General features: G+C 36.6%; 24 protein-coding genes. 18 read left to right on the forward strand and 6 right to left on the reverse strand.

The window, feature by feature from the left end; all coding sequences use genetic code 11:
- The 9 genes from QVA17_RS08535 to QVA17_RS08575 all read left to right on the forward strand — a co-directional run.
- Positions 1–455 (forward strand): GNAT family N-acetyltransferase (locus tag QVA17_RS08535; RefSeq protein WP_330635174.1); only part of this gene is annotated, 455 nt, incomplete at its 5' end.
- Positions 456–532: 77 nt separating this feature from the next.
- Complete coding sequence (locus QVA17_RS08540) at positions 533–1,015, forward strand: YbaK/EbsC family protein (protein WP_287387928.1); 483 nt, start codon at positions 533–535, stop codon at positions 1,013–1,015.
- Positions 1,016–1,213: 198 nt separating this feature from the next.
- The gene (locus QVA17_RS08545) at positions 1,214–2,671 is read left to right on the forward strand and encodes an extracellular solute-binding protein (protein ID WP_287387931.1); all 1,458 of its coding nucleotides are present in this window, start codon (positions 1,214–1,216) and stop codon (positions 2,669–2,671) included.
- A gap of 18 nt (positions 2,672–2,689) precedes the next feature.
- Positions 2,690–4,414, forward strand: a complete 1,725-nt coding sequence (locus tag QVA17_RS08550; protein ID WP_287387934.1) for a methyl-accepting chemotaxis protein — start codon at positions 2,690–2,692, stop codon at positions 4,412–4,414.
- Positions 4,415–4,611: 197 nt separating this feature from the next.
- A complete protein-coding gene (locus QVA17_RS08555) occupies positions 4,612–5,148 on the forward strand; it encodes a 2'-5' RNA ligase family protein (RefSeq protein WP_287387936.1) in 537 nt (178 codons plus the stop codon).
- A 226-nt stretch (positions 5,149–5,374) separates the two neighbouring features.
- Positions 5,375–5,767 (forward strand): IS200/IS605 family transposase, encoded by a 393-nt coding sequence (gene tnpA / locus QVA17_RS08560; RefSeq protein WP_103953558.1) that lies wholly within the window; start codon positions 5,375–5,377, stop codon positions 5,765–5,767.
- 91 nt (positions 5,768–5,858) lie between these two features.
- The gene (locus QVA17_RS08565; RefSeq protein ID WP_287387941.1) at positions 5,859–6,992 is read left to right on the forward strand and encodes an RNA-guided endonuclease InsQ/TnpB family protein; all 1,134 of its coding nucleotides are present in this window, start codon (positions 5,859–5,861) and stop codon (positions 6,990–6,992) included.
- 253 nt (positions 6,993–7,245) lie between these two features.
- Positions 7,246–8,058, forward strand: a complete 813-nt coding sequence (locus QVA17_RS08570) for a nitroreductase family protein (protein WP_287387944.1) — start codon at positions 7,246–7,248, stop codon at positions 8,056–8,058.
- A 3-nt stretch (positions 8,059–8,061) separates the two neighbouring features.
- Positions 8,062–8,562 (forward strand): GNAT family N-acetyltransferase, encoded by a 501-nt coding sequence (locus QVA17_RS08575; protein WP_287387947.1) that lies wholly within the window; start codon positions 8,062–8,064, stop codon positions 8,560–8,562.
- A 63-nt stretch (positions 8,563–8,625) separates the two neighbouring features.
- On the opposite strand, the gene QVA17_RS08580 is transcribed toward QVA17_RS08575, so the two are convergent.
- Positions 8,626–9,513 carry a LysR family transcriptional regulator gene (locus tag QVA17_RS08580; protein WP_287387950.1) on the reverse strand — a complete coding sequence of 296 codons (888 nt, stop codon included), beginning with the start codon at positions 9,511–9,513 and terminating at the stop codon, positions 8,626–8,628.
- A 149-nt stretch (positions 9,514–9,662) separates the two neighbouring features.
- Between QVA17_RS08580 and QVA17_RS08585 the strand changes: the two genes are divergently transcribed.
- From QVA17_RS08585 to QVA17_RS08625, 9 genes are all read left to right on the forward strand, one after another.
- On the forward strand, positions 9,663–10,184 hold the full coding sequence (locus tag QVA17_RS08585) for a flavodoxin (protein WP_287387953.1): 522 nt from the start codon (positions 9,663–9,665) through the stop codon (positions 10,182–10,184).
- Between the two features lie 25 nt (positions 10,185–10,209).
- Positions 10,210–10,479, forward strand: a complete 270-nt coding sequence (locus tag QVA17_RS08590; RefSeq protein WP_287387955.1) for an acyltransferase — start codon at positions 10,210–10,212, stop codon at positions 10,477–10,479.
- A 14-nt stretch (positions 10,480–10,493) separates the two neighbouring features.
- The gene (locus QVA17_RS08595) at positions 10,494–11,333 is read left to right on the forward strand and encodes an aldo/keto reductase (protein WP_287387958.1); all 840 of its coding nucleotides are present in this window, start codon (positions 10,494–10,496) and stop codon (positions 11,331–11,333) included.
- Positions 11,334–11,569: 236 nt separating this feature from the next.
- Complete coding sequence (locus tag QVA17_RS08600; protein WP_287387961.1) at positions 11,570–12,868, forward strand: AAA family ATPase; 1,299 nt, start codon at positions 11,570–11,572, stop codon at positions 12,866–12,868.
- 30 nt (positions 12,869–12,898) lie between these two features.
- Positions 12,899–13,489 carry a TetR/AcrR family transcriptional regulator gene (locus QVA17_RS08605; RefSeq protein ID WP_287387963.1) on the forward strand — a complete coding sequence of 197 codons (591 nt, stop codon included), beginning with the start codon at positions 12,899–12,901 and terminating at the stop codon, positions 13,487–13,489.
- A 211-nt stretch (positions 13,490–13,700) separates the two neighbouring features.
- A complete protein-coding gene (locus tag QVA17_RS08610; protein ID WP_287387966.1) occupies positions 13,701–14,054 on the forward strand; it encodes a dihydropteridine reductase in 354 nt (117 codons plus the stop codon).
- A gap of 201 nt (positions 14,055–14,255) precedes the next feature.
- Complete coding sequence (locus QVA17_RS08615; RefSeq protein WP_287387969.1) at positions 14,256–15,398, forward strand: ATP-binding protein; 1,143 nt, start codon at positions 14,256–14,258, stop codon at positions 15,396–15,398.
- Positions 15,399–15,500: 102 nt separating this feature from the next.
- Entirely contained in the window at positions 15,501–15,650 is a 150-nt protein-coding gene (locus QVA17_RS08620) for a hypothetical protein (protein WP_287387971.1), read from the forward strand.
- A gap of 220 nt (positions 15,651–15,870) precedes the next feature.
- On the forward strand, positions 15,871–16,995 hold the full coding sequence (locus QVA17_RS08625) for an RNA-guided endonuclease InsQ/TnpB family protein (RefSeq protein ID WP_287387973.1): 1,125 nt from the start codon (positions 15,871–15,873) through the stop codon (positions 16,993–16,995).
- Between the two features lie 125 nt (positions 16,996–17,120).
- Here the strand turns inward: QVA17_RS08625 and QVA17_RS08630 are convergent, their stop codons facing one another.
- The 5 genes from QVA17_RS08630 to hypF form a co-directional block, all read right to left on the reverse strand.
- Positions 17,121–17,597 (reverse strand): hypothetical protein, encoded by a 477-nt coding sequence (locus QVA17_RS08630; protein WP_287387976.1) that lies wholly within the window; start codon positions 17,595–17,597, stop codon positions 17,121–17,123.
- Positions 17,598–17,618: 21 nt separating this feature from the next.
- The gene (gene hypE / locus QVA17_RS08635) at positions 17,619–18,611 is read right to left on the reverse strand and encodes a hydrogenase expression/formation protein HypE (protein WP_287387979.1); all 993 of its coding nucleotides are present in this window, start codon (positions 18,609–18,611) and stop codon (positions 17,619–17,621) included.
- A 53-nt stretch (positions 18,612–18,664) separates the two neighbouring features.
- Complete coding sequence (gene hypD / locus QVA17_RS08640; RefSeq protein ID WP_287387982.1) at positions 18,665–19,735, reverse strand: hydrogenase formation protein HypD; 1,071 nt, start codon at positions 19,733–19,735, stop codon at positions 18,665–18,667.
- Positions 19,735–19,953 (reverse strand): HypC/HybG/HupF family hydrogenase formation chaperone, encoded by a 219-nt coding sequence (locus tag QVA17_RS08645; RefSeq protein WP_027431520.1) that lies wholly within the window; start codon positions 19,951–19,953, stop codon positions 19,735–19,737. Before QVA17_RS08645 ends, hypD begins: the two co-directional genes overlap by 1 nt.
- Positions 19,954–20,035: 82 nt before the next feature.
- Entirely contained in the window at positions 20,036–22,426 is a 2,391-nt protein-coding gene (gene hypF / locus QVA17_RS08650; RefSeq protein ID WP_287387985.1) for a carbamoyltransferase HypF, read from the reverse strand.
- Positions 22,427–22,434 lie beyond the last annotated feature (8 nt).

Below are 22,434 nucleotides of genomic sequence, written 5' to 3' on the forward strand. Positions count from 1 at the left end.
AATTGATAGTTAAGCATTTTAATGAGCTCAGTACTACAGAGCTTTACGAGATATTAAAGACAAGATTTGAGATATTTGTCACAGAGCAGGAGTGTATTTATCAGGATATGGATGATAAGGATCAGGATGCGATACATGTATTTTGCTATAACGATTCCGGGAGAGTTGCAGGGTGCCTCAGGGTATTCTGGAAAGACCATGAAGAAGCTTCCGGTGTGGCAAAGATTGGAAGAGTTGTTACCCTGGAACATGGTAAAGGCATTGGAGGACAGATCCTCCATGAAGGCGTAAGGGTAGCAACAGAGCGGCTAAAGGCTAAGAAAATATACCTTGAAGCCCAGGAATATGCCATAGGCTATTATGCAAAAGAAGGCTTTGAAGTGGTATCAGAGCCATTTATGGAGGATGGTATTCCTCATGTCAAGATGGAGAAACAAATTAATAAGGGGCTTTAAATAGTATTGTATTTAGATTTTGTTCACTAAATAGATTATTTGCAAAGTGACATTTAGTTGAAAATGGAGGTAGGAAAATGATTAATGAGAAGGTGAAGGCGTTTCTTGATGAGAAGGCACTAGGTGACAGACTTACAGAACACACAGAAACTATTGATACTGTGGAGCATGCGGCACAACAGATTGGATGTAGTGAGCCAGAGATTGCAAAGACATTGTCTTTTGTGGTGGATGAAAAGCCAGTAGTGGTTGTAATGGCTGGAGATGGAAAGGTTAACAGTTCTAAGTTTAAATCATATTTTCATACAAAGCCACATATGATTCCACGCGATAAAGTTAAGGAAATTACGGGCTTCCAGCCTGGTGGCGTTTGCCCATTTGCGGTACCGGAAGATATTCCAATTTGGTTGGATGTTTCTATGAAGCGATTTGAATTTGTTCATCCAGCAGGTGGTAATGAATTTACATCTGTAAAGCTAACGCCGGCAGAGTTAGAAAAGGCATCTGGCGCGGAAGGTTGGGTAGATATTTGTAAAGGCTGGGGTGACGATAATTTATAAAGAATTATATTGCAAGTTGGAAAGGCACAGCCCCGCCAGTCCCCAAAATCCAAGGAGCGCAAAAGCCTGAAACATAGCAAGATAGCAAACATTCCAAACTTTTTCACATACTTCTTATTATGTTGTCATACCAATTGACAGTCCACCATGTACAATAGTATACTTTATATAGTATATAAATGTGCAGGAGGTGGTAATGTGCTTAAACGAAAAGGACCAGCTGCTTTCTTGATTGCTACATGCGTTTTACTTAATGCATGTAGTCTTACAAATAGTAATTCAGAGAGTACGGGCGTGTCTTTTGATACGAAGACAGACTATGGTTATTCAACTGCCGCAAAGCCTAGTAAAATCACCATGATGGTGGATGGTACACTAGTGACAGCTGGCAAGGGAAGGGACGAGTTTGAAGCTCAATGGGAGGCATTAACCGGTATTGATTTGGAAATCATTCAACCGGAGCATAGCACTTATTATGATGAGGTAGGAGAAATGTTTAGTAGTGGAAACTTGCCAGACGTTGTGCTACTTAGTTCAACCTACTATACCACTTATGCCGCCAAGGATTATCTAGCAGATATCAGCTCTTACTATGCGGGCTCGAATCTAGAAAAATCCATAAAGGCAGCAGGCAATGCATCACTAATTGATGGCATTCGAATTAATAACAAATTGTATGGAATCTCACCAACTCGAGGAAACGGCTGTATTACTTACATTAAGAAGGCTTGGCTTGATAGAGTAGGGCTAGAGGCGCCTACAAATTATGAAGAATACTTAAATATGTTAGATGCATTTTCAAAGGGAGATCCAGATGGAGATGGCGTAAGTGGCAATACTTACGGGGTCTCAGCAGCTGGAATAATCAACAACGAAGCACCTTACGTCAATTATCTTCCGGAATTTTATCAGGACGCATATCCTTCCTTTTACAAGAAAGACGATGGAAGCTGGGCGGACGGATTTTTGGAGGATAGCATGAAAAATGCATTGCTTCGATTAAGAGATGCATTTTCAAAAGGTTATATAGATCCTGAAATTGCAGAAAATGGAACCGGAACATGTCGTGATAAGTTCTATGCTGACAAATTCGGCGTGTTTACTTATTGGGCAGGAAACTGGGCGAAGACCTTATCAGGAAAGCTCGTTGAAGCGGGCCTTGATGGGGAACTAGTTGCAATTAAACCATTAGAAGAAACAGGAAGCTATTTAGAGCGTGTTGCACCAGTGTGGGCGATAACTTCTGCATGCACCAATCCTGCAGGGGTTTATAAATATTTTCTTGAGACAATGCTAGACGGCGGGGAAATGGAAACCTTGTGGACCTTTAGTCCGGTTTCCACAAAATACGAAAAAAATCACATTGACCATATGTTGGCCATTGTTCCTCTTGTTAACAACCCGGGGGCTAGTAGTATTTCTGAAAGTCAGAAGGAATCAGCGGATACCTTTAATGCTAATAGCAAAATGGCGGATTTGCCATATGGAACTGACGCATATTCAAGCTACAACGATGATTTGTTTAAGCTAAAGAAAGAGCTGATTTATCAAGTTGTAGTGGAGGGCGTTGCCATAGATAAGGCATATTCCGACTTTGCGGCGGCTAACGGAGAATATATGTCCCAGGCAATTGTTGATTCTTTAAACGCTGAATAGTTAATGGAGGGCGTGACAATGAAAAATAATCGAACTAATCGATTTAGCATAAGACTTAAAGTCCTGCTAGGTACAGTTTTAACAAATTTGTTGATTTGTGTTGCCATGGGAATTACTACATACATCTACGTTCGTTCAAGTTATGTAAATTCTTCTGCCAAGAATACTTTGGCGATTGTTAAGGTGGCTGCAAATCAGTTGAATGGTAATTTAATGAGCATTTTAGAGGAAGGCGCGGATGACAGCTACGCCAACACGGTAATGCTTACAGATATGCAGCAAGTGGCGGATTCTGCAAATGTAAACGCAGTATACACTTTAGCTAAGAGAAACGATAAGTTGGTCTATCTTTCAACTCTTACTGAGGAGAAAATAGCCATAGGAACGGTAGCTAGCTCTAAGGCCTCTAGTCTTTACGCTTCTGCAATTAGTGATAATGGTACGGCTAACAAAAAGATAGAAGTGACAAGTAAGGGTGTGCACTACATCACAGCCTATGCACCAATCCATGATTCCTCAGGGGAAATTGTGGGAGTCCTTGGAGTTGATTATATTGTGGATGATTTAATGGCTTCTTTAAATGGTATCGTTCGCATAATCATTTTAATAGGTGTTGTACTTGTCTTAGTTTCCGCAGTTATTTCAATATGGATGTCAGGAAATATTACTAAGGGTCTTTTAGTGGTTGATGAGAAAATCAATGATTTAGTTAGTAATAATGGCGATTTAACTCGTGAGATTGAGCTTCGTGGAAATGACGAAGTTACAGATATTGCGGATAGTATCAATAAGCTTCTTGATTATATTAGAAGTGTTGTAAGTTCTATTTATGGAAGTTCTAAAGAATTATCAAGCAGTGTTGATACGGCCTTGAGTTTAATTCTTAAGACAGATGAGCAGCTAGGCAGCGTTTCTGATAACATGAACCAAATGAGCGCAGCCATGGAGGAAACTTCATCTTCTATCCTTGAGATTCAGGGAAATACTAAGCAAATCAAGGATGGCATTCAGGAAATGGATGCAAATGTAAAGACTGGAAATGAATTTGCCATCGATATGGAAAGGCGTGCCCTTGAAGTCAGGGCAAACGCTGAAAAGGAGACAAAGAAGGTTAAGGAGACTGCAGAGAAAATCACAGAAAGTCTTAATGTTAAGATTGAGCGTTCAAAGGATGTTGAGCGTATCAGTGCCTTAACTCAGACAATTCTTGATATTGCTTCACAAACTAACTTGCTTTCTTTAAATGCCTCTATTGAAGCGGCTCGTGCAGGTGAGTATGGAAAGGGCTTTGCAATCGTAGCTCAGGAAATTAGCTCCCTAGCGGATAATTCAGCAGAGACTGCTAAGCAGATTCAGCAGATTAGTGAAGAGGTTATTGGAAATGTACGTGAGCTAGCAGAGGAATCTACTAAGATGGTGGATTTTGTACAGGATAAGACCATTGTTGGTTACACTCAGTTAATGGATCTTGGCATCCAATACGGCGAAGACGCTAAGCATATTAGTGACATGCTTACAAATGTAGACAATGCCTCAGGAAATATTGAAAGTTCAATAAAAGCAGTATCTGAGGCAATTAATGGCGTATCCATTGCAGCAGAGGAAAGCGTAAAGGGCATTTCTCAGGTAGTAGATCTCGTCTCAGAAATGTCAGAACATATGCAAGGTAATAAGGAAGCAGCCAACACAAATGCTAGCATTTCCTCACGACTAGATGCAGAAGTTAATAAGTTTACATTCTAAAGAAAGTTAATAAGGATTACTTGCTATAGTTTATATACTCCATTTCGCTAAAGCCACACCCCCGACTAGTACTAGTCGGGGGTGTGGTGATTAAGAAATTTTTTTGTTTTGATTTTACAAATTAATTTATTAATGCTTATAATTATTAAGACAGTAATATGAGACTGTCAGTCAGCAAGGAATGAGAGGATATGATAATGTATTTAGTGTCTGCTTATTTTGATGAAACAAGTAATAAAACCTTAGAGGATTACATAAAAAAAGTGGCGTTAGCTTCGGGAAATGATTTTTACATAGCTAACAAAGTGCCAGCACATCTGACTCTTTTAGCTCTTGAGGCAAGGGCGGTGGAAGAGTTGATTCCAAATTTTGAGAAACTTACCTTGCAAGATAACACTAAACTTAAGTCTGGTGAGATTTCAATTGTTACGGTGGGGCAGCTTATGCCCCGTGTACTTTATCTTGCGCCTTATATTAATGAGTATTTATTTGACTTGCAGGCACGTGTCTATGAGGCTTTTAAGGATTTGCCAGGAGTTAAGATAAGTAGCTATTATAAGCCTTATTCTTGGTTGCCGCATATTACTATTGGGAAAACTTTATCTAGTGAGCAGATGTTAAGGGGCGTTGAAGTTATGCAGGATTTTAGAAGTCTAAATGGAAAAATTGTAAAAATTGGACTTGCAAAGGTCAATCCTCATGAAGATGTTAGATGTATGAATTTGTTCATATAAAAAATTATATATATTATTGCAAACACTTATTATAGATTATTATAAAAAAGAAGTATAAGAATGGAGTATAAGAATGGTTAAGAAGATAGTTAGAGATCCATTGTTTTTACCAAATGCCGCCGTAAAGCCCCTTGCTTTAGCTATGGGGATATAAGGCGACCGTTATCTTGCTAAAGGTTATCTAATTATTGTTGAATTAGATAGGTCGCAGTAGTATAATGATTTTATGAAATATAAATCAAACCACAACGTAGTCTATTCCTGCAAATATCATGTGGTATGGTGTCCAAAATATCGACGTTCCGTTTTAATAAACGGTGTTGATGTTCGCTTAAAGGAGCTGATTAAAGAAGCGTGCGACCAACTCAACGTCGAAATCATCGAAATGGAAATCATGCCAGACCATGTACATTTGCTTATGGAAGTAGATCCGCAGTATGGAGTACATAAAGCAGTTAAGCAGATTAAGGGATATTCATCAAAAGTATTAAGAACGGAGTTCCCTTGGCTCAAATCAAGACTTCCGAGCCTATGGACGAACAGCTACTTTGTAAGTACAGTAGGCGGTGCTCCGCTTGCTGTAATTAAACAATATATAGAAAATCAAAAAAATGTATAGATAATCTGTTGGTTCAGAGGTTAGAAACTGATTTAACGACGTACTCTTTTAAGATTCCCCGTCAGCCAACAGATTTATCAGAAAGGATAATATGCAGTTGTCAGAAACAGTAAAACTTTATATGACAAATGAGCAAAAGGCTCTTGTCGTCATGACTATGAACGAGTACATCAGTACCGTAAATAGTCTTGTTTCTGTTGCCATAAGCGGTATATCTATCAGTAAATATACAACTGCTGATGTTAAAGCAAATCTTCCATCTGCATTAACAAATCAATGTATCCGTGATGCAAAGTCTATTGTCAAGAAATATAATAAGGCTTGTCGTGACGCTGACCGTAAGAATGCCAAATTTGCCAATCAAGGCAAGGATATCAAGATTGTGGCTACCGTTCCCACGCTTAAAAAACCATGTTGTTATATCAACAATCAGAATTTCAAAATCAATGGTAATTATATTGAATTTCCTGTCATGGTAAACGGTAAATCCAAAAGACTTTCTGTTAAAACCAAGATGACTGATAATCAAAAATCTGTTTTTGCAAACAGTAAGCTTGGAACCATGCGTATTGTTTATAAGGGCAACAAGATGGTCGCTCAGGTTGTATACGAAACGGTTGAACCTACATACGACAGCGAGGGTAATGTCATGGGTATTGACCTTGGCATTAAATGTCCTGCGGTATCATATACTTCTGACGGAAATGTTAAGTTCTACGGCAATGGTCGTAAGTATAAATATATGCGCCGTCATTATAAGTATCTTCGCAAGAAACTGCAAAAAGCAAAACACATAGATGCTGTTAAACGCATCAACGATAAAGAACAGCGTATTATGCGTGACATCGACCATAAGATCAGTCATGACATTGTAAAAACGGCAGTTGCACACAATGTTAAAAACATAAAATTAGAGCGTTTAGCGAATATCCGTTCTACGACAAGAACAAGTCGTAAAAACAACCACAGCCTGCATAATTGGTCATTCTATAGACTCGCACAGTTTATAGAATACAAAGCTAAGTTAGCAGGTATAGCAGTTGAGTACGTAAATCCTGCATACACAAGTCAGACATGTCCTGTTTGCGGTCATGTGCATCATGCCAATGACAGAATTTATGCTTGTAAATGCGGATTCCACATTCACAGAGATATTCTTGGGGCTATGAATATCTGCAACTCAACTGAGTATGTTGGCGATAGCAATATCAGACATACTGCGTAGGGAACTATATGTTCTGCCCTGCGATGGGTAATGGCATACCCATACCTTGCACTACGACCTAACAGAAATGTACTGGTCAGCCACTATGTAGTGGCAGGTAGCAAGAATCCCCTGCCTTTAGGCATGGGGAGTGTCAAAGCTCAGATTATCCAGCATGAAATTCAGCATTTTACCGGGGAATTGATTTAGAACATAATTCAGGATTGATTTTTGCACAACTAGATAGTGTAAAATTAATTTGGAGGTGTTTATTATGTTTTTTGATGATGTTAAAAATAGACGTAGTGTCAGAAGTTTCAATGGTGAGGGCGTTAAAGAAGAGTTACTTAAGGATTTAGAGAACTATTCTAAAACAATTGCAAATCCTTTCGATATTCCTGTGGAATTCCTTTTTCTTAATGCCAAGGAGTATGGTCTTTCTTCTCCTGTGATTACTGGTGAGAAGGAATACATTTTAACTAAGATAAAGGCTGTGGAAAATGCAGATTTAGCCTTTGGTTATAGTTTTCAAGATCTACTTATGTATGCTCAAAGCAAGGGACTTGGTACAGTTATGATTGGCGGAACTATGCCAAGAGAGAAGTTTGAAAAGGCAGCAGGAATTACTGATGGCGAGCTTATGCCATGTATTAGTCCTATTGGTGTGGTTGCGAAGAAGATGGGCGTGAAGGAAGTTTTGATGCGTAAGGGCATTAAGGCTGATACACGTTTTCCATTTACTAAGCTCTTTTTTGAAGAGGACTTTAATAAGGCCTTAGATGAGGATAGGGCTAAAGAACTTGGAATCTATGAGGCCATTGAGGCAGTTCGCCTTGCTCCATCTGCAGTAAATAAGCAGCCTTGGAGAATTGTTGTGTCAGGAAATGTAGCGCATTTCTATGAAAAAAAGGACAAGGGCTATGATAATGGTAAATATGATCTTCAGAAAGTGGATTTAGGAATTGCTCTTTATAATTTCTCTAGGGGCTTAGAGGAATTAGGAAAGAAAGCAGAGCTTAAGATATCTGATCCTGGACTTGAAATAGAGGCTAATATAGAATATATTGCAAGTTACGCTTGGAATTAAGTATTGAAAGTTGGTGAACTAAAAATTAGAGTGGAATTACAGCAAATTAGGGAAATAGACATAAAAAAGGCATTAGAAATTTACAATTCTAATGCACATTTTCTAAAGAATCATCTTGGAACGAGTATGGTTACAGAGGACTTTCTTAGAAATGAATTAAAAGAAATGACGGAGCATGGTTTTACTAGTAATTTTGTGATGCTAGACGAGGAACCGGTTGCGATTATTGATTATATGCAAAGAAAAGATGGCTTCGTTTATCTATCAATGTTGATGCTTAAGGCAAGCAAACAGTCTAGTGGTTTGGGGCGAAGAATTTACACCTTTTTTGAAAATCTAGTAGCTAAAGCCGGTGGCAAAACTATTAGAATAGATGTTGTGGATGATTATGAAGGAAATGTACTGCCTTTTTGGGAGAAAATGGGATTTGTAAAAATACGACACGATAGATTAACTTGGGGCGAGAAGGAATCTGGTGTATGCGTGATGGAAAAAGGTGTGTAATTTTGTTTTCGTCAGATAGATGATATAATTTATCTGACGAAAACAAAATGATATATATTTTTTTTACATTGGAAATGCGATGGCATCATTGTAGAGTTTCTGTAAAATTCTAATAAAAGAACTTAGACTTTCACGTTTGTCTGCCTTATGTGTGCAGAGTACACATGAAAAAGTTTCCCTACAGTCATAAGGAATCCATGCAAACTGTCCACTGTGGTCGTTAAGAAAGCCGGGAGCAAGGCATATACCTTTACCTGAGGCGATGTTAGTAAGCGTTGTGTCATGATCTGGGCTATTAAAATAGTTAATTTTTCCTGATGAAATAAGCTTTTGCTGAACACTTCGAAGAAGGGTAGGGGAGCCTCCACCTACCATAAGTGTACGACCATAAATGTCTTCATCTCTAATAAGATTTTTAGATGAAAGAGGATCATTTTTATCACAAATTAAATAAATATGACTTTCAAACAGCTTGTGGATGTTGGTGCCTGCAAGCTGTTTTGTCTCTTCTTCCAAGGCAAATATAATATCTGATTCATTCTTTAGGAAGCTATCCATGCTATTAGTGTATTGGAATCTTGGAGTGATTTGAGTGCCAGGCGATTGTTTTTCAAATTCCCTGATTGCTTCAGGAAGAAAATAAAGAGCTTGTCTAACCATCATATTAATTGTAATATTTTCTTTATATTTTGTACTGAAGTTTTGCCCTTGTTCAATGGCACGCTTCAGCTCTTCGCGCATATTTGTAAGGAAAGATACAAATTGTTCTCCGGCAGGAGTAAGAGTCGCACCTTTCCCATTTCTTACAAATATTTCAAAACCAACTTCCTCTTCTAGTAGTTTTATTTGATATGAAAATGTAGGCTGGCTTACAAACATATTCTCAGCCCCTCTTGAAAAGCTTTCTGTATGAGCTAGTTCTATACAATAATCAATCTGCTTTGTTGTCATATTGCACCTCTGATATTTAAAAATTAAATCAATTATCTAATGTTTCTATTGGATATTATAAGTTAAGCGTGAGATAATGTAAATAACAAAAGATAAGACTAATTAAAACATGTAGTTATTAATAGAAATAATAAATGGAGGAAATTAAGATGGCAAAAACATTAATAGCATTTTTTTCAAGAGCTGATGAGAATTATTTTGGCGGCGCAATGAGATATGTAAAGGTTGGCAATACAGAAATCGTGGTTAATCAAATGAAGGAATTAATCGACGCTGATACTTTTAAGATTGAAATGGCAAATCCTTATTCGCCTGTGTATATGACTTGCATTGATGAGGCTAAGAAAGATTTAAGAGAAAATGCTCGTCCAGAGCTTACAAATTATTTAGATGGCAATGATGAGTATGACACTATAGTGCTTGCTTATCCAAATTATTGGGGAACATTCCCAATGGCAGTAGCAACATTTTTAGAGAGATATGTTTTCGCTGGAAAGACAATTCTTCCTCTTTGTACTAACGAAGGAAGCGGCATGGGTTCTAGCGAGCGTGATGTTAAAAAATATGCTAAGGGTGCTGATGTAGTAAAAGGACTTGCAATTACTGGAAGTCAGGCTGCAAATGCAAAGGCAGCAGTAGAAAAATGGTTTTCCGCTAACGGTTTGATGTAAAGAAATTGAATTTGAGGATGGTGTAATGGCTGCACCAGGACTTAAAATTGCAACGATTAATCATGACATGAATGAACGTCATACAAAGTATACTTATGGAAAAGTTACTATAAAGAAAAATGCATGGATAGGGATGAATGTAACTATTTGTCCGGGAGTAACAATTGGTGAATATGAAGTAGTTGCTGCGGTTTACGGTGGAGGAAAAGGACGCTGGAGATTGCAGGGCAACTTTACTCTTAGAAAAGAAAATGGAAACTGGAAGTTTACAAGTTCCAGAGCATCAACATATTAAGGAGGATTTTTATAATGGAAAATATCGTATTAAACAACAAATTAGAGTGCCCAGTAGTGGGAATTGGAACATTTATGCTTACACCAGCTGATGCCCAGGTAAGCGTACGAGAAGCACTTAAGATGGGATACAGACTTGTAGATACAGCTAATGCTTATGTTAACGAGCGTGCTGTAGGTCGTGGAATCAAGGAAAGTGGAGTGGATAGAAAAGATGTATTTTTATCAACTAAGCTTTGGCCATCAGAATATGAAAATGAAAATGCTGTTGATGAAACATTAGAGCGTCTTGGCGTGGATTACGTAGATTTGCTTTACATCCATCAGCCTGCTGGTAACTGGCTTGCTGGATATAGACAACTTGAAAAAGCCTATAAAGAGGGTAAGGCAAAGGCCATCGGTATTTCTAATTTTGAAGGAAAGTATATTGAAGAGCTTGAAACTAAGTGGGAAATCGTTCCTCAGTTTATTCAGGTAGAAGCACATCCATATTTTACTCAGACAGAGCTTCGTAAGACTTTGGATAAATACGACATTAAGCTTATGAGCTGGTATCCATTAGGTCATGGTGATAAGTCTCTTATTAATGAGCCTTTATTTGCTGAGCTTGGTAAAAAATATGGTAAGTCATCAGCACAGATTATTCTTCGTTGGCATACACAGATGGGATTTGTTGTTATTCCAGGAAGCAAGAATGTGGATCATATTAAGGATAATTTAGATATCCTTGATTTTACACTTACAGATGAAGAAATGGCAGAAATCGCAAAGCTTGATAAGAACGAGAGATATTATCATAGAACAGATGAACAGCTTGTTCAGTTTGCTGGTTGGAAACCAGATTTTGAAAAATAAGATAGTAAGAATTGCAAATAAGGACATTTATAAATATGAACCTATAAAGCAGGATAAAACAATGGACAAAGTCCTATGATTTTTGAAAAAATCATAGGACTTTTTTGTTATAAAGATGTGAAGAACAAACTCTACAACATGTTATTATGAAATTGAAACGAAAAAATCAAAAAAAATGATAATTTAGATTGAATTTATGAAATGTAAGAAATATAATTAAGTTGGAGGTTAAAAATATGTTAGTTGAGTTTAGATTTAAAAATTATAGATCTTTTAGAGATGAGGCTACTCTTTCTATGGAAGCAGTTGGACTTTCATCTCTTAAGAATAGTTTAATTGAATATAATGATATGAATTTGTTACCTGGAGTTGCTATTTTCGGTAAGAATGGTGGTGGTAAAAGTAACGTTATTAGAGCGTTTTGGTTAGGAGTACAATTTATAAGAAATGCTCAAAGATTACAGCATGAGAAGGCGTTAGTGCCAGTTGTACCATTTTCTTTAAATGATTATTCATCTGATGAACCGACAGAATTTGAGTTCGATTATATTTCTAATGGAATTAAATATTGGTATTCTTTTGCTGCAACAAGAGAAAAAATTGTTAGAGAGTCTTTATTTCATGCGCCTAAGGGTCAAAGAGCTCAAGTTTTTGTAAGAAATGGACAGGAATTTAAATTTACAGAGGACAAGGCAAAAAGAAAACTAATAAGTCAGACAGTTGCTGAAAATCAATTATTTTTTTCAAATGCATGTACATTAAATGATGAGGCTTGTATTAATGCAATGCGATGGTTTAGAGAAGATATTATATTTTCAAGAGCTTATACTGATATTCCACGACAATTATTAGAATATTATGATGACAGCAATATGCTTAAAGCAATTTCTGATTATGCCAAGAATGCAGATTTTGGTATTGAAGAGATGAGTTTTGAAATTGAAAATAAAGAAGTTGGTGATGACCTTGAATTACCGAGTGATATTTCGGAGGATATGAAAACTGCAATTACGTCTTTTATTCAGCTATTATCTGAAACTTCTAATAACTCAGAAGGAAAACTAAAAATGAGTAGAGTTAAAGCTAACGCAAAGCATAGAGGTATCAATTCAGATGGTCAGACAAGTTTGTATAATTTAGAACTAGAGGATGAGTCAGATGGTACAAGAAAACTTATGTCGATTGCGCCAGCAATAGAGTCAGTGCTTCGAAAAGGTGGAATTTTACTTGTAGATGAAATTGAAAGAGAATTGCACCCTATGTTGGTAAATTTTATTATTGCGAAATTTATGAGTAAAAAGAGTAATCCCAAGGGTGCACAAATCATTTTCACAACACATAATATAGACCTTATGAAGTTAGAGTATATGAGAAAAGATCAGATATACTTTGCAGATAAGAACATGGAAGATGGAGCTTCAGAACTTTATAGTGTGACTGATTTTACAACAAAAACCTCTGATAATATTTTGAAAGGATATTTGGTTGGAAAATATGGTGCTACTCCAAATCTTGAAATTGAGGAGGTTGAGTAGTGGCTAGAAGAAATGTAGGAGATATGAAATATGAATAAAAACGAAAGCAAGTATTTTAAATCAGCTGAAAAGATGCATAATGCCCTTATTACATTACTAAATAAGAAAGATTTCGAATTGATTACTGTTAAGGAGATTTGTGAACAAGCAGAAGTAAATAGATCAACATTTTATCTTCATTATGATAATTCATATGATCTTTTAAAGGAGACTATAGAGGCAGTTTACAAAGATTTCTTTAGTAGGTTTTCTGCTGATGGAAATAAGGAAATCAATTTGAAAGAAAAGTCAGATGAAGAATTATTTTTAATTACACCTAAGTATTTAATGCCTTATTTAGAATTTGTGGAGGACAATCGTAAGCTCTTTTTCATAATGTATGAAAAGAATGAGATGATGGGTGCTGAGAAAACTTATGAGAAATGGTTTAAAGAAATTTTTGGACCAATACTTACCAGGTTTGGTGTATCACAAGATGAGCAGCCGTTTATTATGATTTTTTATTTGAATGGTATTATTGGCATAATTAATGAATGGGTTGCTAGAGATTGTAAAGAGTCAAAGGAAACAATTATTAGTATAATTCAAAAATGCATTCCAAGTAGTAGAAAAGGCGTTTAACTCAGTCGGAGCTTGTACCCCGACTGAGTTAAATCTAAATACAACACTTTTCATAAATTGTGTTGGGACTTTAAGCCCCAAAATCGACACATTTTAAGAAAAGTGTTGTTCTTTTTATATTTAGGCTAACCTATAATTATCTCAAGCTCAAGATACGGAGCTAATAAGAAATTGTATATAGAAATCTATGTAAAATGGAGGAAAAAATAAGATGAATAATTTAGACAAAGTTTATGCAGAAAGTGTAGCAAAGGATTATATGCCAAAGGAAACAAGCAAGGTGCGTCAGCTAAAGAAGCTTGATGATAAAGCAAAAAAGCCAGCATTAATTACAGCTTTATCGGTAGGTATAATAGGAACATTGATTTTTGGAACAGGAATGTGTTATGCCATGGGAGTACTTGCAACAGGCATTGCAGCAATGATTTTTGGCATTATTCTTGGAATTCTTGGAATTGTAATTTGCATCATTAACTATCCACTTTATTTAAAGCTTCTTCAAAAAGGTAAGTCAATGTATGCATATGAAATCTTGGAACTTGCTAAAGAAATTACTGAAGAATAAAAACGGTCAGCTATAGATTTTCCTTATCACAGATGATTACATTTGCATTAGTAATTGGCTTGTCATATAATCTTTTACAAGGCGATAATCCGGATATTAAGTTTTTTAAGACATAAGCATTACATTTGTAGCAGACTCGAATCCGGCGCGCAAGACTCTCGAGCGAGTCTTGACATTAATTAGAATAAAAAAGGATTATTTATGGAAGAAATTACAAGAGAAGAATTGAGTAAACTAGATAGGGATTCTTATGAATTAATCGATATCAGAGATGATGGTTTAATTGCTTATGGAATGATAGATGGAGCATTACATATTGAAATCGGTGATTTATTAGATACTGATAAGATAGACAAGATTGATAAATCAAAGAAGCTTGTATTCTATTGTGAAATTGGAAGAATGTCACGTGATATTGATGATTCAATTGGATGTTTAGCTAATAGAGAATGTTATAGCCTTGCAGAAGGTTATGTAGGTTATGTTCGAAGCAAAGTTAAAAGCGATAGTGATATAAAAGCTAAAACAAAGAAGGCAGAGGAAAGTATTAGAAAAAAGTATCATAAACAGTTATTCTCACCTTTTGCTAAAGCTTGTAAAAACTATCAGCTTATTGAAGATGGAGATCATATTGCAGTATGTATTTCTGGCGGTAAAGACTCAATGCTTATGGCAAAGTTATTCCAGGAAATACAAAGACATAAACAAAAAAGTTTCAAACTTACTTTCTTAGTTATGGATCCAGGCTATAATGAGGAAAATCGTGCATTAATCGAGAGCAATGCAAAAGCTCTTGGAATTCCTATTACTATTTTTGAAAGTGATATATTTGATACAGTTGATAATATTGATAAAAGCCCATGTTATCTTTGCGCTAGAATGAGACGTGGCCATTTATATAGTAAGGCTAAGGAATTGGGTTGCAATAAGATTGCCCTTGGTCATCACTATGATGATGTAATTGAGACAATTCTTATGGGTATGCTTCATGGTGGTCAGATTCAGACTATGATGCCAAAGCTTCATAGTACTAATTTTGAGGGAATGGAGCTAATTAGACCACTTTATCTAATTAGAGAAAAGGATATTTGTTCCTGGAGAGATTATAATGACTTACATTTCTTACAATGTGCCTGTCATTTTACAGATACATGTACAACATGTCATGTGGATGGTACAACATCATCAAAGCGTTTAGATACCAAGAAGCTTATTGCAAAATTAAAGGAAACAAATCCATTTGTAGAAGCTAATATCTTTAGAAGCGTTGAAAATGTTAATATTGATACAGTAATTGAATATAAACAAAATGGTATTCGCCATAATTTTTTGGATGAATATTAAAGATGGACGACACAAAGAATTTACTTTGTGTCGTCTTTTTTACAACTTACTTTAAAACATCATTGCTAGCTGCAACTTTTTTTTAAAAGAAAAATATAAATTATGTTTGACTTAAAGTTAACTTTAAGTGTTATTATACTTTTATCAGCTGATAAATATAAGGAGGAGCGAAATATGTCTTATACAATCTCAGAAGTAGCCAAGATGATGGGAATTAAGCCTTCAGCCCTTAGATATTTATATTTGCTTTAACATGCCGTGAGCAAGAAATCCTCCACCTCTAAACGAAGTGTAGGTGGTGGGTTGAATTGCGAATAACACGGCATTTTTTGTAACATATATTTGCCATAAGAACATTTGTTTGACTGCTTTGTAATTTGATTGTATAATATAAGTATAAATCTGTCGTATTACTCAGGTGGTGTTACGGTAGATATTATTAAACAATACATTCAATCACAAGGAAAGAAAGATGGCAAATAAGGCAATTAAGTATAGAGTATATCCTACAACTGAACAAGAAGTTATGTTTGCTAAGACCTTCGGCTGTTGTCGTAAGGTCTGGAATCTTATGCTTTCTGATAAGATTGACGGCTACAAAGCTACGGGCAAATTCCCCACTGTGACACCTGCCAAATATAAAAACGATCACCCTTATCTTAGGGAAATAGACAGTCTAGCTCTTGCCAATGTACAAATGAATTTACAGAAAGCCTACAAGAATTTCTTTGATAAAAAACGTAAAAAGAAAAATGGCTTCCCTAAATTCAAATCTCGTAAAGCTAGAAATAGCTATACCACTAATAATCAAAAAGGCACTGTTGCTATCATAGAGAATAAATATATCAAGCTTCCTAAGATCGGTAAGGTAAAAGCTGTAATTCACAGATTTCCAGAGGAAGACTGGATTATTAAATCAGCTACTGTGTCTAAAGAAAGAGATGGTAGTTTTTATATTTCTATTCTCTTTGAATTTGACAGAATTATTACTAAGGTAACTAAATCAGATAATGTAATTGGATTAGATTATAAATCTGATGGTTTATATATGGATAGTGATGGAAATATAGGTTCAAATCATAAATACTATCGAGAAAGTCATAAAAAGCTCGCTAAAGTACAACGTAAACTTTCTCGTAAAGTTGGTTCTAAGAAGAACCAAACTAAATCCAATAACTATCTAAAACAATTAAAGAAAGTAAACAAAATTCATAGACATATCTCAAATCAAAGATTAGATAATCTACACAAGAAATCTACTGAGATAGCCAATCAGTATGATATAGTATGTGTAGAATCTCTTAATATGAGAAGTATATCAAATAAGGGCTTTGGTAACGGTAAAGCTACTTTAGATAATGGATATGGAATGTTCTTATCTATGCTTGAGTATAAACTAAATGATAGAGGTAAATACTTTATCAAAATAGATAAGTGGTATCCATCATCACAACTTTGTAGCTGTTGTGGTTCTCGTAAAAAACTTACACTTCAAGAAAGAATCTATAAGTGTAATTGTGGGCTTACAATGGACCGTGACCTAAATGCAGCTATAAACATAAAAAATGAAGGGCTTAGATTGCTTGAAGTAGTCTAAACTCTGATAAATCTTATAGTAGGCTAGGAACTAGCCGAACTTATACGCTTGTGGACACTGTGTAAGACGTTCGTTATCCAATAGGATAGCCTACGCAGTGGTGGTTGAAGCAAGAAGCTCCGACTTCAAATACGAAGTATTAAGTCGGAGTAGTTCACTGTTTCTGTCAACATGTTGCCATCATAAAATGCGTTTTCAAACTGATCTTGATTACAACTCAAAGAAGTAGCATTATTAAAGCCTGCGCGAATTGTTTTAGTTATATCAGCATCGCCAGATCCGGCTAGTTCATCTGAAAAGTAACTGTTTAGCTTTCCGCTACTAGTAAGCTCTAGCAAATCAATACTATAACCTACTCCATCACCGAAAGTATATGTGAAAGATCTTGATTCTATCATTATTAGTTTCTTACCATTATTTAGTTCAAGGTTAGAAAATAGGATTTTGATTTCATCTGCGAAAACAATTAAATCTTCAATATCAATGCTATCTACTTTTTCAACACCTGTGTCTGTAATTTTATAAGAGTTAAAAGTGAGCTTGTTAGCATTTGAGTCAAGGTCTGCTGTAACTAGATAGTCATCTATCTTTTTCCAATACAAGCCACATACGTGCCGACCTCTTTAACAAATTCTTGGCAAGCCTTCGCCCTGCAATACATCAAGCATGCGCTTTCCGCCTATCTCAGTTTCAATATATACGCAGGCTTTGTCTTCAGCTTTTTCTTTTACTTCACCGATTACGACTGCATTTTCACCGTATTTAGAATTTCTTATGATTTCAAGGGCTTTTTTTGTCTCTTCTTTTGGAAGAACAACGATACATTTTCCTTCATTACCCATATAAAGGGGATCGAGGCCTAGAAGTCCGCAGAAGTCATGAACTGCGCTGCTTACTGGAATTTTGTCCTCTTCTAGTTTTATATCAAGATTAGAACTTCTTGAAAGTTCTGTTAGTACTGTTGCAAGGCCGCCTCGAGTTACATCACGCATTGTATGTATATTAATCTTTTCTTTTAATAGATTAGATACTATGTCTGTTAAAGGTGCGTTATCACTTTTAATAGAGTTTGTAATATTCATGCGGCTTCCAAGAATCGTTGCATGGTGGTCGCCAAGATTTCCAGATAAAATAACCTTGTCTCCCACCTGTAGATTTGTGGATTTGATATCAAGACCTTCCTCGACAAATCCCACACCGGCAGTATTTATCATGATTCCACCGTTACCATCTATAACCTTTGTATCTCCGGCAACGATTATCACACCAGCCTCTTTTGCTGTTTCTGCCATGGAATGCACGATTCTTTTTAAAGTCTCTGAGTCTGCGCCTTCCTCTATAATAAAACCGCAAGTTATGTATTTTGGCTTGGCGCCGCGCATAAGCAAGTCATTAACTGTGCCGCAAATACAAAGTCTGCCAATATCGCCGCCTGGATACTCAATAGGCTTTACAACAAAACTATCAGTTGTCATTGCAATCCTAGTTGAACCCTGAATAACAGCGCAATCCTCCAATTCCTTTACTGTTTCATTATCAAATTCTTTTACGAAAATTTCATCTATTAATTCAGAAGTGAAAGCTCCTCCACTTCCGTGAGCCATTGTTATTACCATTTTTATTTCGACCAGAAAGGTCCGCCTCCTCTTTTAAAGTTTTAAGTCTATGCTTAATCTCCGTTTTTAAACGCTTGATAGCAGCTTCCTTCAGAAGACACCATGCAAGCGCCCTGCGGTGTTAGCGGGCTACAAAGCTTTTTAAAAAGTGGGCATTCTTTTGAAGAAATTTTACCCATTAAAACCTCAGAACATCGACAAGCCTTGTTAATCTTGTAATCGTCCACTAAGTCAAAGCTTCCGGCATCGTATTTTAAATATTCGTCTCTTAAATAAAGACCAGAATCCTTGATATTTCCCATTCCACGCCAGATTGCATCGCCTTTTCTAAAATATTTGTTGATGTTTTCTTGCGCCTTCTCATTGCCTTCATCTTTAACGACTGATCTGTAGTAGTTTCCAACTAAAGACTTATTTTCAGCCAACAACTGCTCCTTGTTTATACAAGTTTTTGTAAGGGCGTAGATGCCAACCACTAATTCCTTTGGACTAAAGCCAGTGACTGCCATAGGTATCTGATATTTTTTTGATACCTTTGAAAATGCAACACTGCCGGTAATTACACTAACATGGCCAGGGGCAATAAAGCCGTCAATTTTTGCATCGTTAGCGCAAAGAAAATCTATAGCCTCCGGCATAGTTTTAAGGGCCGTTAGGAATTTTACATTTTTAATATCATCCTTAATAATTGCATCTAGAAGCAAGGTGTAGACTGGAATTGTAGTCTCAAAACCAACACAGGCAAAAATGTAATTTGTCTCTGGATTTTCCTTAGCCATGGGAAGGATATCCATTGGAGAGTAGACGTAGTCTACCTTTAAGCCTTTTCCCTTCTCTTCGTTTAGACTAGATTCTTTGCCGGGAATTCTCATCATGTCCCCAAAGCAAACAATGTGAGCGCCCTCTCTTCCAAGCTCTATTAATTTATCTACAAAGGCAGAGGGACTAACGCACACAGGACAGCCAGGGCCAGATATCAACTTAATCTTTGGAGATATAATTTTCTTGATTCCTGACTTTGAAATTGCTGCAGTGTGGCTACCGCAAACCTCCATAAGCCTTAATTCTTCACCATCATATTTTTGTAAAAATTCGACATATTTTTTTACATCAATTTCAGCCATTAACTAAGTTCCTCTATTTCTTTGAAAATGTCTAGAATCTCCTCGGCTTCTGATTTAGAAACCTTTTGAATTATGCAACCTGCGTGCACTAAAACGTTATCACCAATAGAGACATCTACAAGTCCCGTTGCTGCATTAACTAAGTTGCCGTTAAAGTCCACAGTTGCTGTATTATTATCATTAATTTGGGTGATCACACCCGGAATTGCAACACACATATTTCCTCCTATTTTGTAAAAATCAGACATCGATTGCCGATAGCCTCAGCTAATTCCCCAATAAACTAAGTTACTAAATAACCTAATTCCCTAGATAAATCTGGCCAAGGGCAATGCCGCCATCACCGCAAGGCACCTTCTCATTTAGGTAAACCTTAAAGTCCTCTTTTTCTAGTCTAGTTACTAGAAGTTTAAGCAGCAAGCTGTTATTAAAGCAGCCCCCGGATAGGGCAATGTCAGAACAATTTGTTTTATCACGCATGGCAATAGCCACGCTAACTAAGGCCTTTGCAAGAGAGTTGTGGAATTCAAAAGCAAGCTCATCCACTTTTGCACCGGCAATATATAATTTGAATAAATCGGACATAAAGCCCTTACTATCCACTAAAATCTCACCATTGATTTCCTTTACTATTACAGGAATTATGGCTGGATTTAAATTTTCAATTCTCTCAAAATACCTTGTGGCAAGGGCTTCTAGCTTCATAGCTGCCTCGCCCTCGTAACTATTTTTCTGGCAAATGTTCATAATCACCGCCGCAATATCAAAGAGCCTTCCAACAGAAGAAGTCTTGTAAGAATTTATGTGCTCTTTTAGCGCAGCCTTTAAAAGATCAAGGCTTGCGGAGTTGATATATTTTTTAAAGCAAGGATGATTAATCAAAAGCTCTTCATCCACTAGCTTTGCATTAATTGCCTGAATCATTGCCACCATGGCAGATTTATCAATATCTACTGTGGCATTGTCAGCTCCAATTAACTCTAAATAGTCAAAATGTCCCAAGCGCCTAAAATCAGTGTCCTTGCAGTACAAGAACTCGCCGCCCCAGATATTTCCATCATTTCCATAGCCAGTGCCATCTAAAACAATGCCAATGCACTCAGATAGTGAATGCTCTGCCATAACTGAGGCCTGATGGGCGTGATGATGCTGAATTTCAAGGGCTTTAGTGCCTGCCTCATTTGCCAAAATCTTGGTATCTTTGTTTGAATAGTAGCCTGGGTGCCTATCCGCTATGAAACTCTCCGGCTTTAGGTCTAGTAGCTTTGTGAAAATCTTTCTAGCCCTGTCCTTTGCCCTCCTTGCCTCATAGTCGTCTAAGTCACCAAAATGGCCACTTAAAGTTACATAGTTTTTTCTTGCTAGAGCAAAGACGGATTTTAAATCTGCCCCTGCTGCGTAGTAATCATTTTTCAAAAATTTATTTATCTTAATTGGGTTAGGAACATAGCCCCTAGCCCTCCTTATAATCTGCGTTATCTCTCTATTATCAAGCTTTGTGACCTTTACAATAGAGTCATCCAATGGATTAATTATCTCTCTTTCATTATATAAGCTTCCGTCGATTTGTCCATTTTTTACAAGATCGAAAATGTCTTTATCCCTTGTAATTATAGGCTCTCCCGCAAGATTTCCACTTGTCATAATTAGACAATCAAACTCCTGCATTAGTAAAATCTGCAAAGGATTTGAAGGGAGCATTGCCCCAAGTCTTATGGCATTGTCATCGATTTCCTCAGATAAGTTGTAGCCAAAACTAACAGTGTCACTGCCAATCTCTTCCCTCTTTCTAAGTAACACAATAGGTCTTGCATTAGATTCAAGAAGCTCTGCTTCTTTTTCTGAAACATAAGCGAGTTTCTTTATTGTCTTAACATCAGGAAACATGACTGCAAAGGCTTTTTTCTCACGTGCCTTTACTTGGCGCATTTTCCTAATGGCCTTGACATTTTTTGCATCACAAACAAAGTGGTATCCGCCAATATCTTTGACGGCTAGCACTTTTCCTGCCTTTATTTCTTTAACAGCTTTTGAAAATGCATCTTCCCTTTCAAGTTTATAATCTTCCACTAGGCCATTAATTTCGTTTCTTTTTTTTGCATAAAACTTTAGAATAGGACCACAGTCGTGGCAAGCGATAGTCTGAGCGTAATGTCTTATATTTTCAAAAGTCTTATACTCAGTTTCGCAGGCCTCACACATTGGAAAGTCCTTCATGCTAGTGTTTTCCCTGTCGTAGGGAAGCTCATTAATTATGGTGATTCTTGGACCACAAGCCACGCAACTAATGAAGGGATAGCGATATCTTCTGTTATTTTTATCAAGAAGTTCGCTTTTGCATTTGTCGCAGGTTGCGTAATCCACGGGAATGAAACGAATGTTATCGTGGATGTTTAGAGAGTTGTTAATAAAAAAATTACGGGGAGGATTTTCATTGCTAGTTTCTGTGCTAATTAAAATATTGTCGACCCTTGAACCTGGCAAAACTGTGTTATTTTTACATAGCTTTGATAGATTTTCTTTAAGGATATCGAGTCCTTTTTTATCATCAAATATTTTAATTAGGACTTGACCACCAATGTTGGATACACTTCCTTTCAGGTTTAGTTTGTTGCCGAGTTCCTCTACATATGGGCGAAAGCCCACACCTTGTACAAGTCCAGTAACATTTAAGCTATAAAGTGTATGCATCAAATCCC

The organism is Lachnospira sp. (genome assembly GCF_016290755.1).
GTDB lineage: Bacteria > Bacillota > Clostridia > Lachnospirales > Lachnospiraceae > Lachnospira > Lachnospira multipara.

Coding starts and splice junctions, on each gene's coding strand:
- QVA17_RS08540 (WP_287387928.1), top strand. CDS start 533: ATGATTAATGAGAAGGTGAAGGCGTTTCTTGATGAGAAGGCACTAGGT.
- QVA17_RS08550 (WP_287387934.1), top strand. CDS start 2,690: ATGAAAAATAATCGAACTAATCGATTTAGCATAAGACTTAAAGTCCTG.
- QVA17_RS08555 (WP_287387936.1), top strand. CDS start 4,612: ATGTATTTAGTGTCTGCTTATTTTGATGAAACAAGTAATAAAACCTTA.
- tnpA (WP_103953558.1), top strand. CDS start 5,375: ATGAAATATAAATCAAACCACAACGTAGTCTATTCCTGCAAATATCAT.
- QVA17_RS08565 (WP_287387941.1), top strand. CDS start 5,859: ATGCAGTTGTCAGAAACAGTAAAACTTTATATGACAAATGAGCAAAAG.
- QVA17_RS08570 (WP_287387944.1), top strand. CDS start 7,246: ATGTTTTTTGATGATGTTAAAAATAGACGTAGTGTCAGAAGTTTCAAT.
- QVA17_RS08580 (WP_287387950.1), bottom strand. CDS start 9,513: ATGACAACAAAGCAGATTGATTATTGTATAGAACTAGCTCATACAGAA.
- QVA17_RS08585 (WP_287387953.1), top strand. CDS start 9,663: ATGGCAAAAACATTAATAGCATTTTTTTCAAGAGCTGATGAGAATTAT.
- QVA17_RS08590 (WP_287387955.1), top strand. CDS start 10,210: ATGGCTGCACCAGGACTTAAAATTGCAACGATTAATCATGACATGAAT.
- QVA17_RS08595 (WP_287387958.1), top strand. CDS start 10,494: ATGGAAAATATCGTATTAAACAACAAATTAGAGTGCCCAGTAGTGGGA.
- QVA17_RS08600 (WP_287387961.1), top strand. CDS start 11,570: ATGTTAGTTGAGTTTAGATTTAAAAATTATAGATCTTTTAGAGATGAG.
- QVA17_RS08605 (WP_287387963.1), top strand. CDS start 12,899: ATGAATAAAAACGAAAGCAAGTATTTTAAATCAGCTGAAAAGATGCAT.
- QVA17_RS08610 (WP_287387966.1), top strand. CDS start 13,701: ATGAATAATTTAGACAAAGTTTATGCAGAAAGTGTAGCAAAGGATTAT.
- QVA17_RS08615 (WP_287387969.1), top strand. CDS start 14,256: ATGGAAGAAATTACAAGAGAAGAATTGAGTAAACTAGATAGGGATTCT.
- QVA17_RS08620 (WP_287387971.1), top strand. CDS start 15,501: ATGTTTGACTTAAAGTTAACTTTAAGTGTTATTATACTTTTATCAGCT.
- QVA17_RS08625 (WP_287387973.1), top strand. CDS start 15,871: ATGGCAAATAAGGCAATTAAGTATAGAGTATATCCTACAACTGAACAA.
- hypE (WP_287387979.1), bottom strand. CDS start 18,611: ATGGTAATAACAATGGCTCACGGAAGTGGAGGAGCTTTCACTTCTGAA.
- hypD (WP_287387982.1), bottom strand. CDS start 19,735: ATGGCTGAAATTGATGTAAAAAAATATGTCGAATTTTTACAAAAATAT.
- QVA17_RS08645 (WP_027431520.1), bottom strand. CDS start 19,953: ATGTGTGTTGCAATTCCGGGTGTGATCACCCAAATTAATGATAATAAT.
- hypF (WP_287387985.1), bottom strand. CDS start 22,426: ATGCATACACTTTATAGCTTAAATGTTACTGGACTTGTACAAGGTGTG.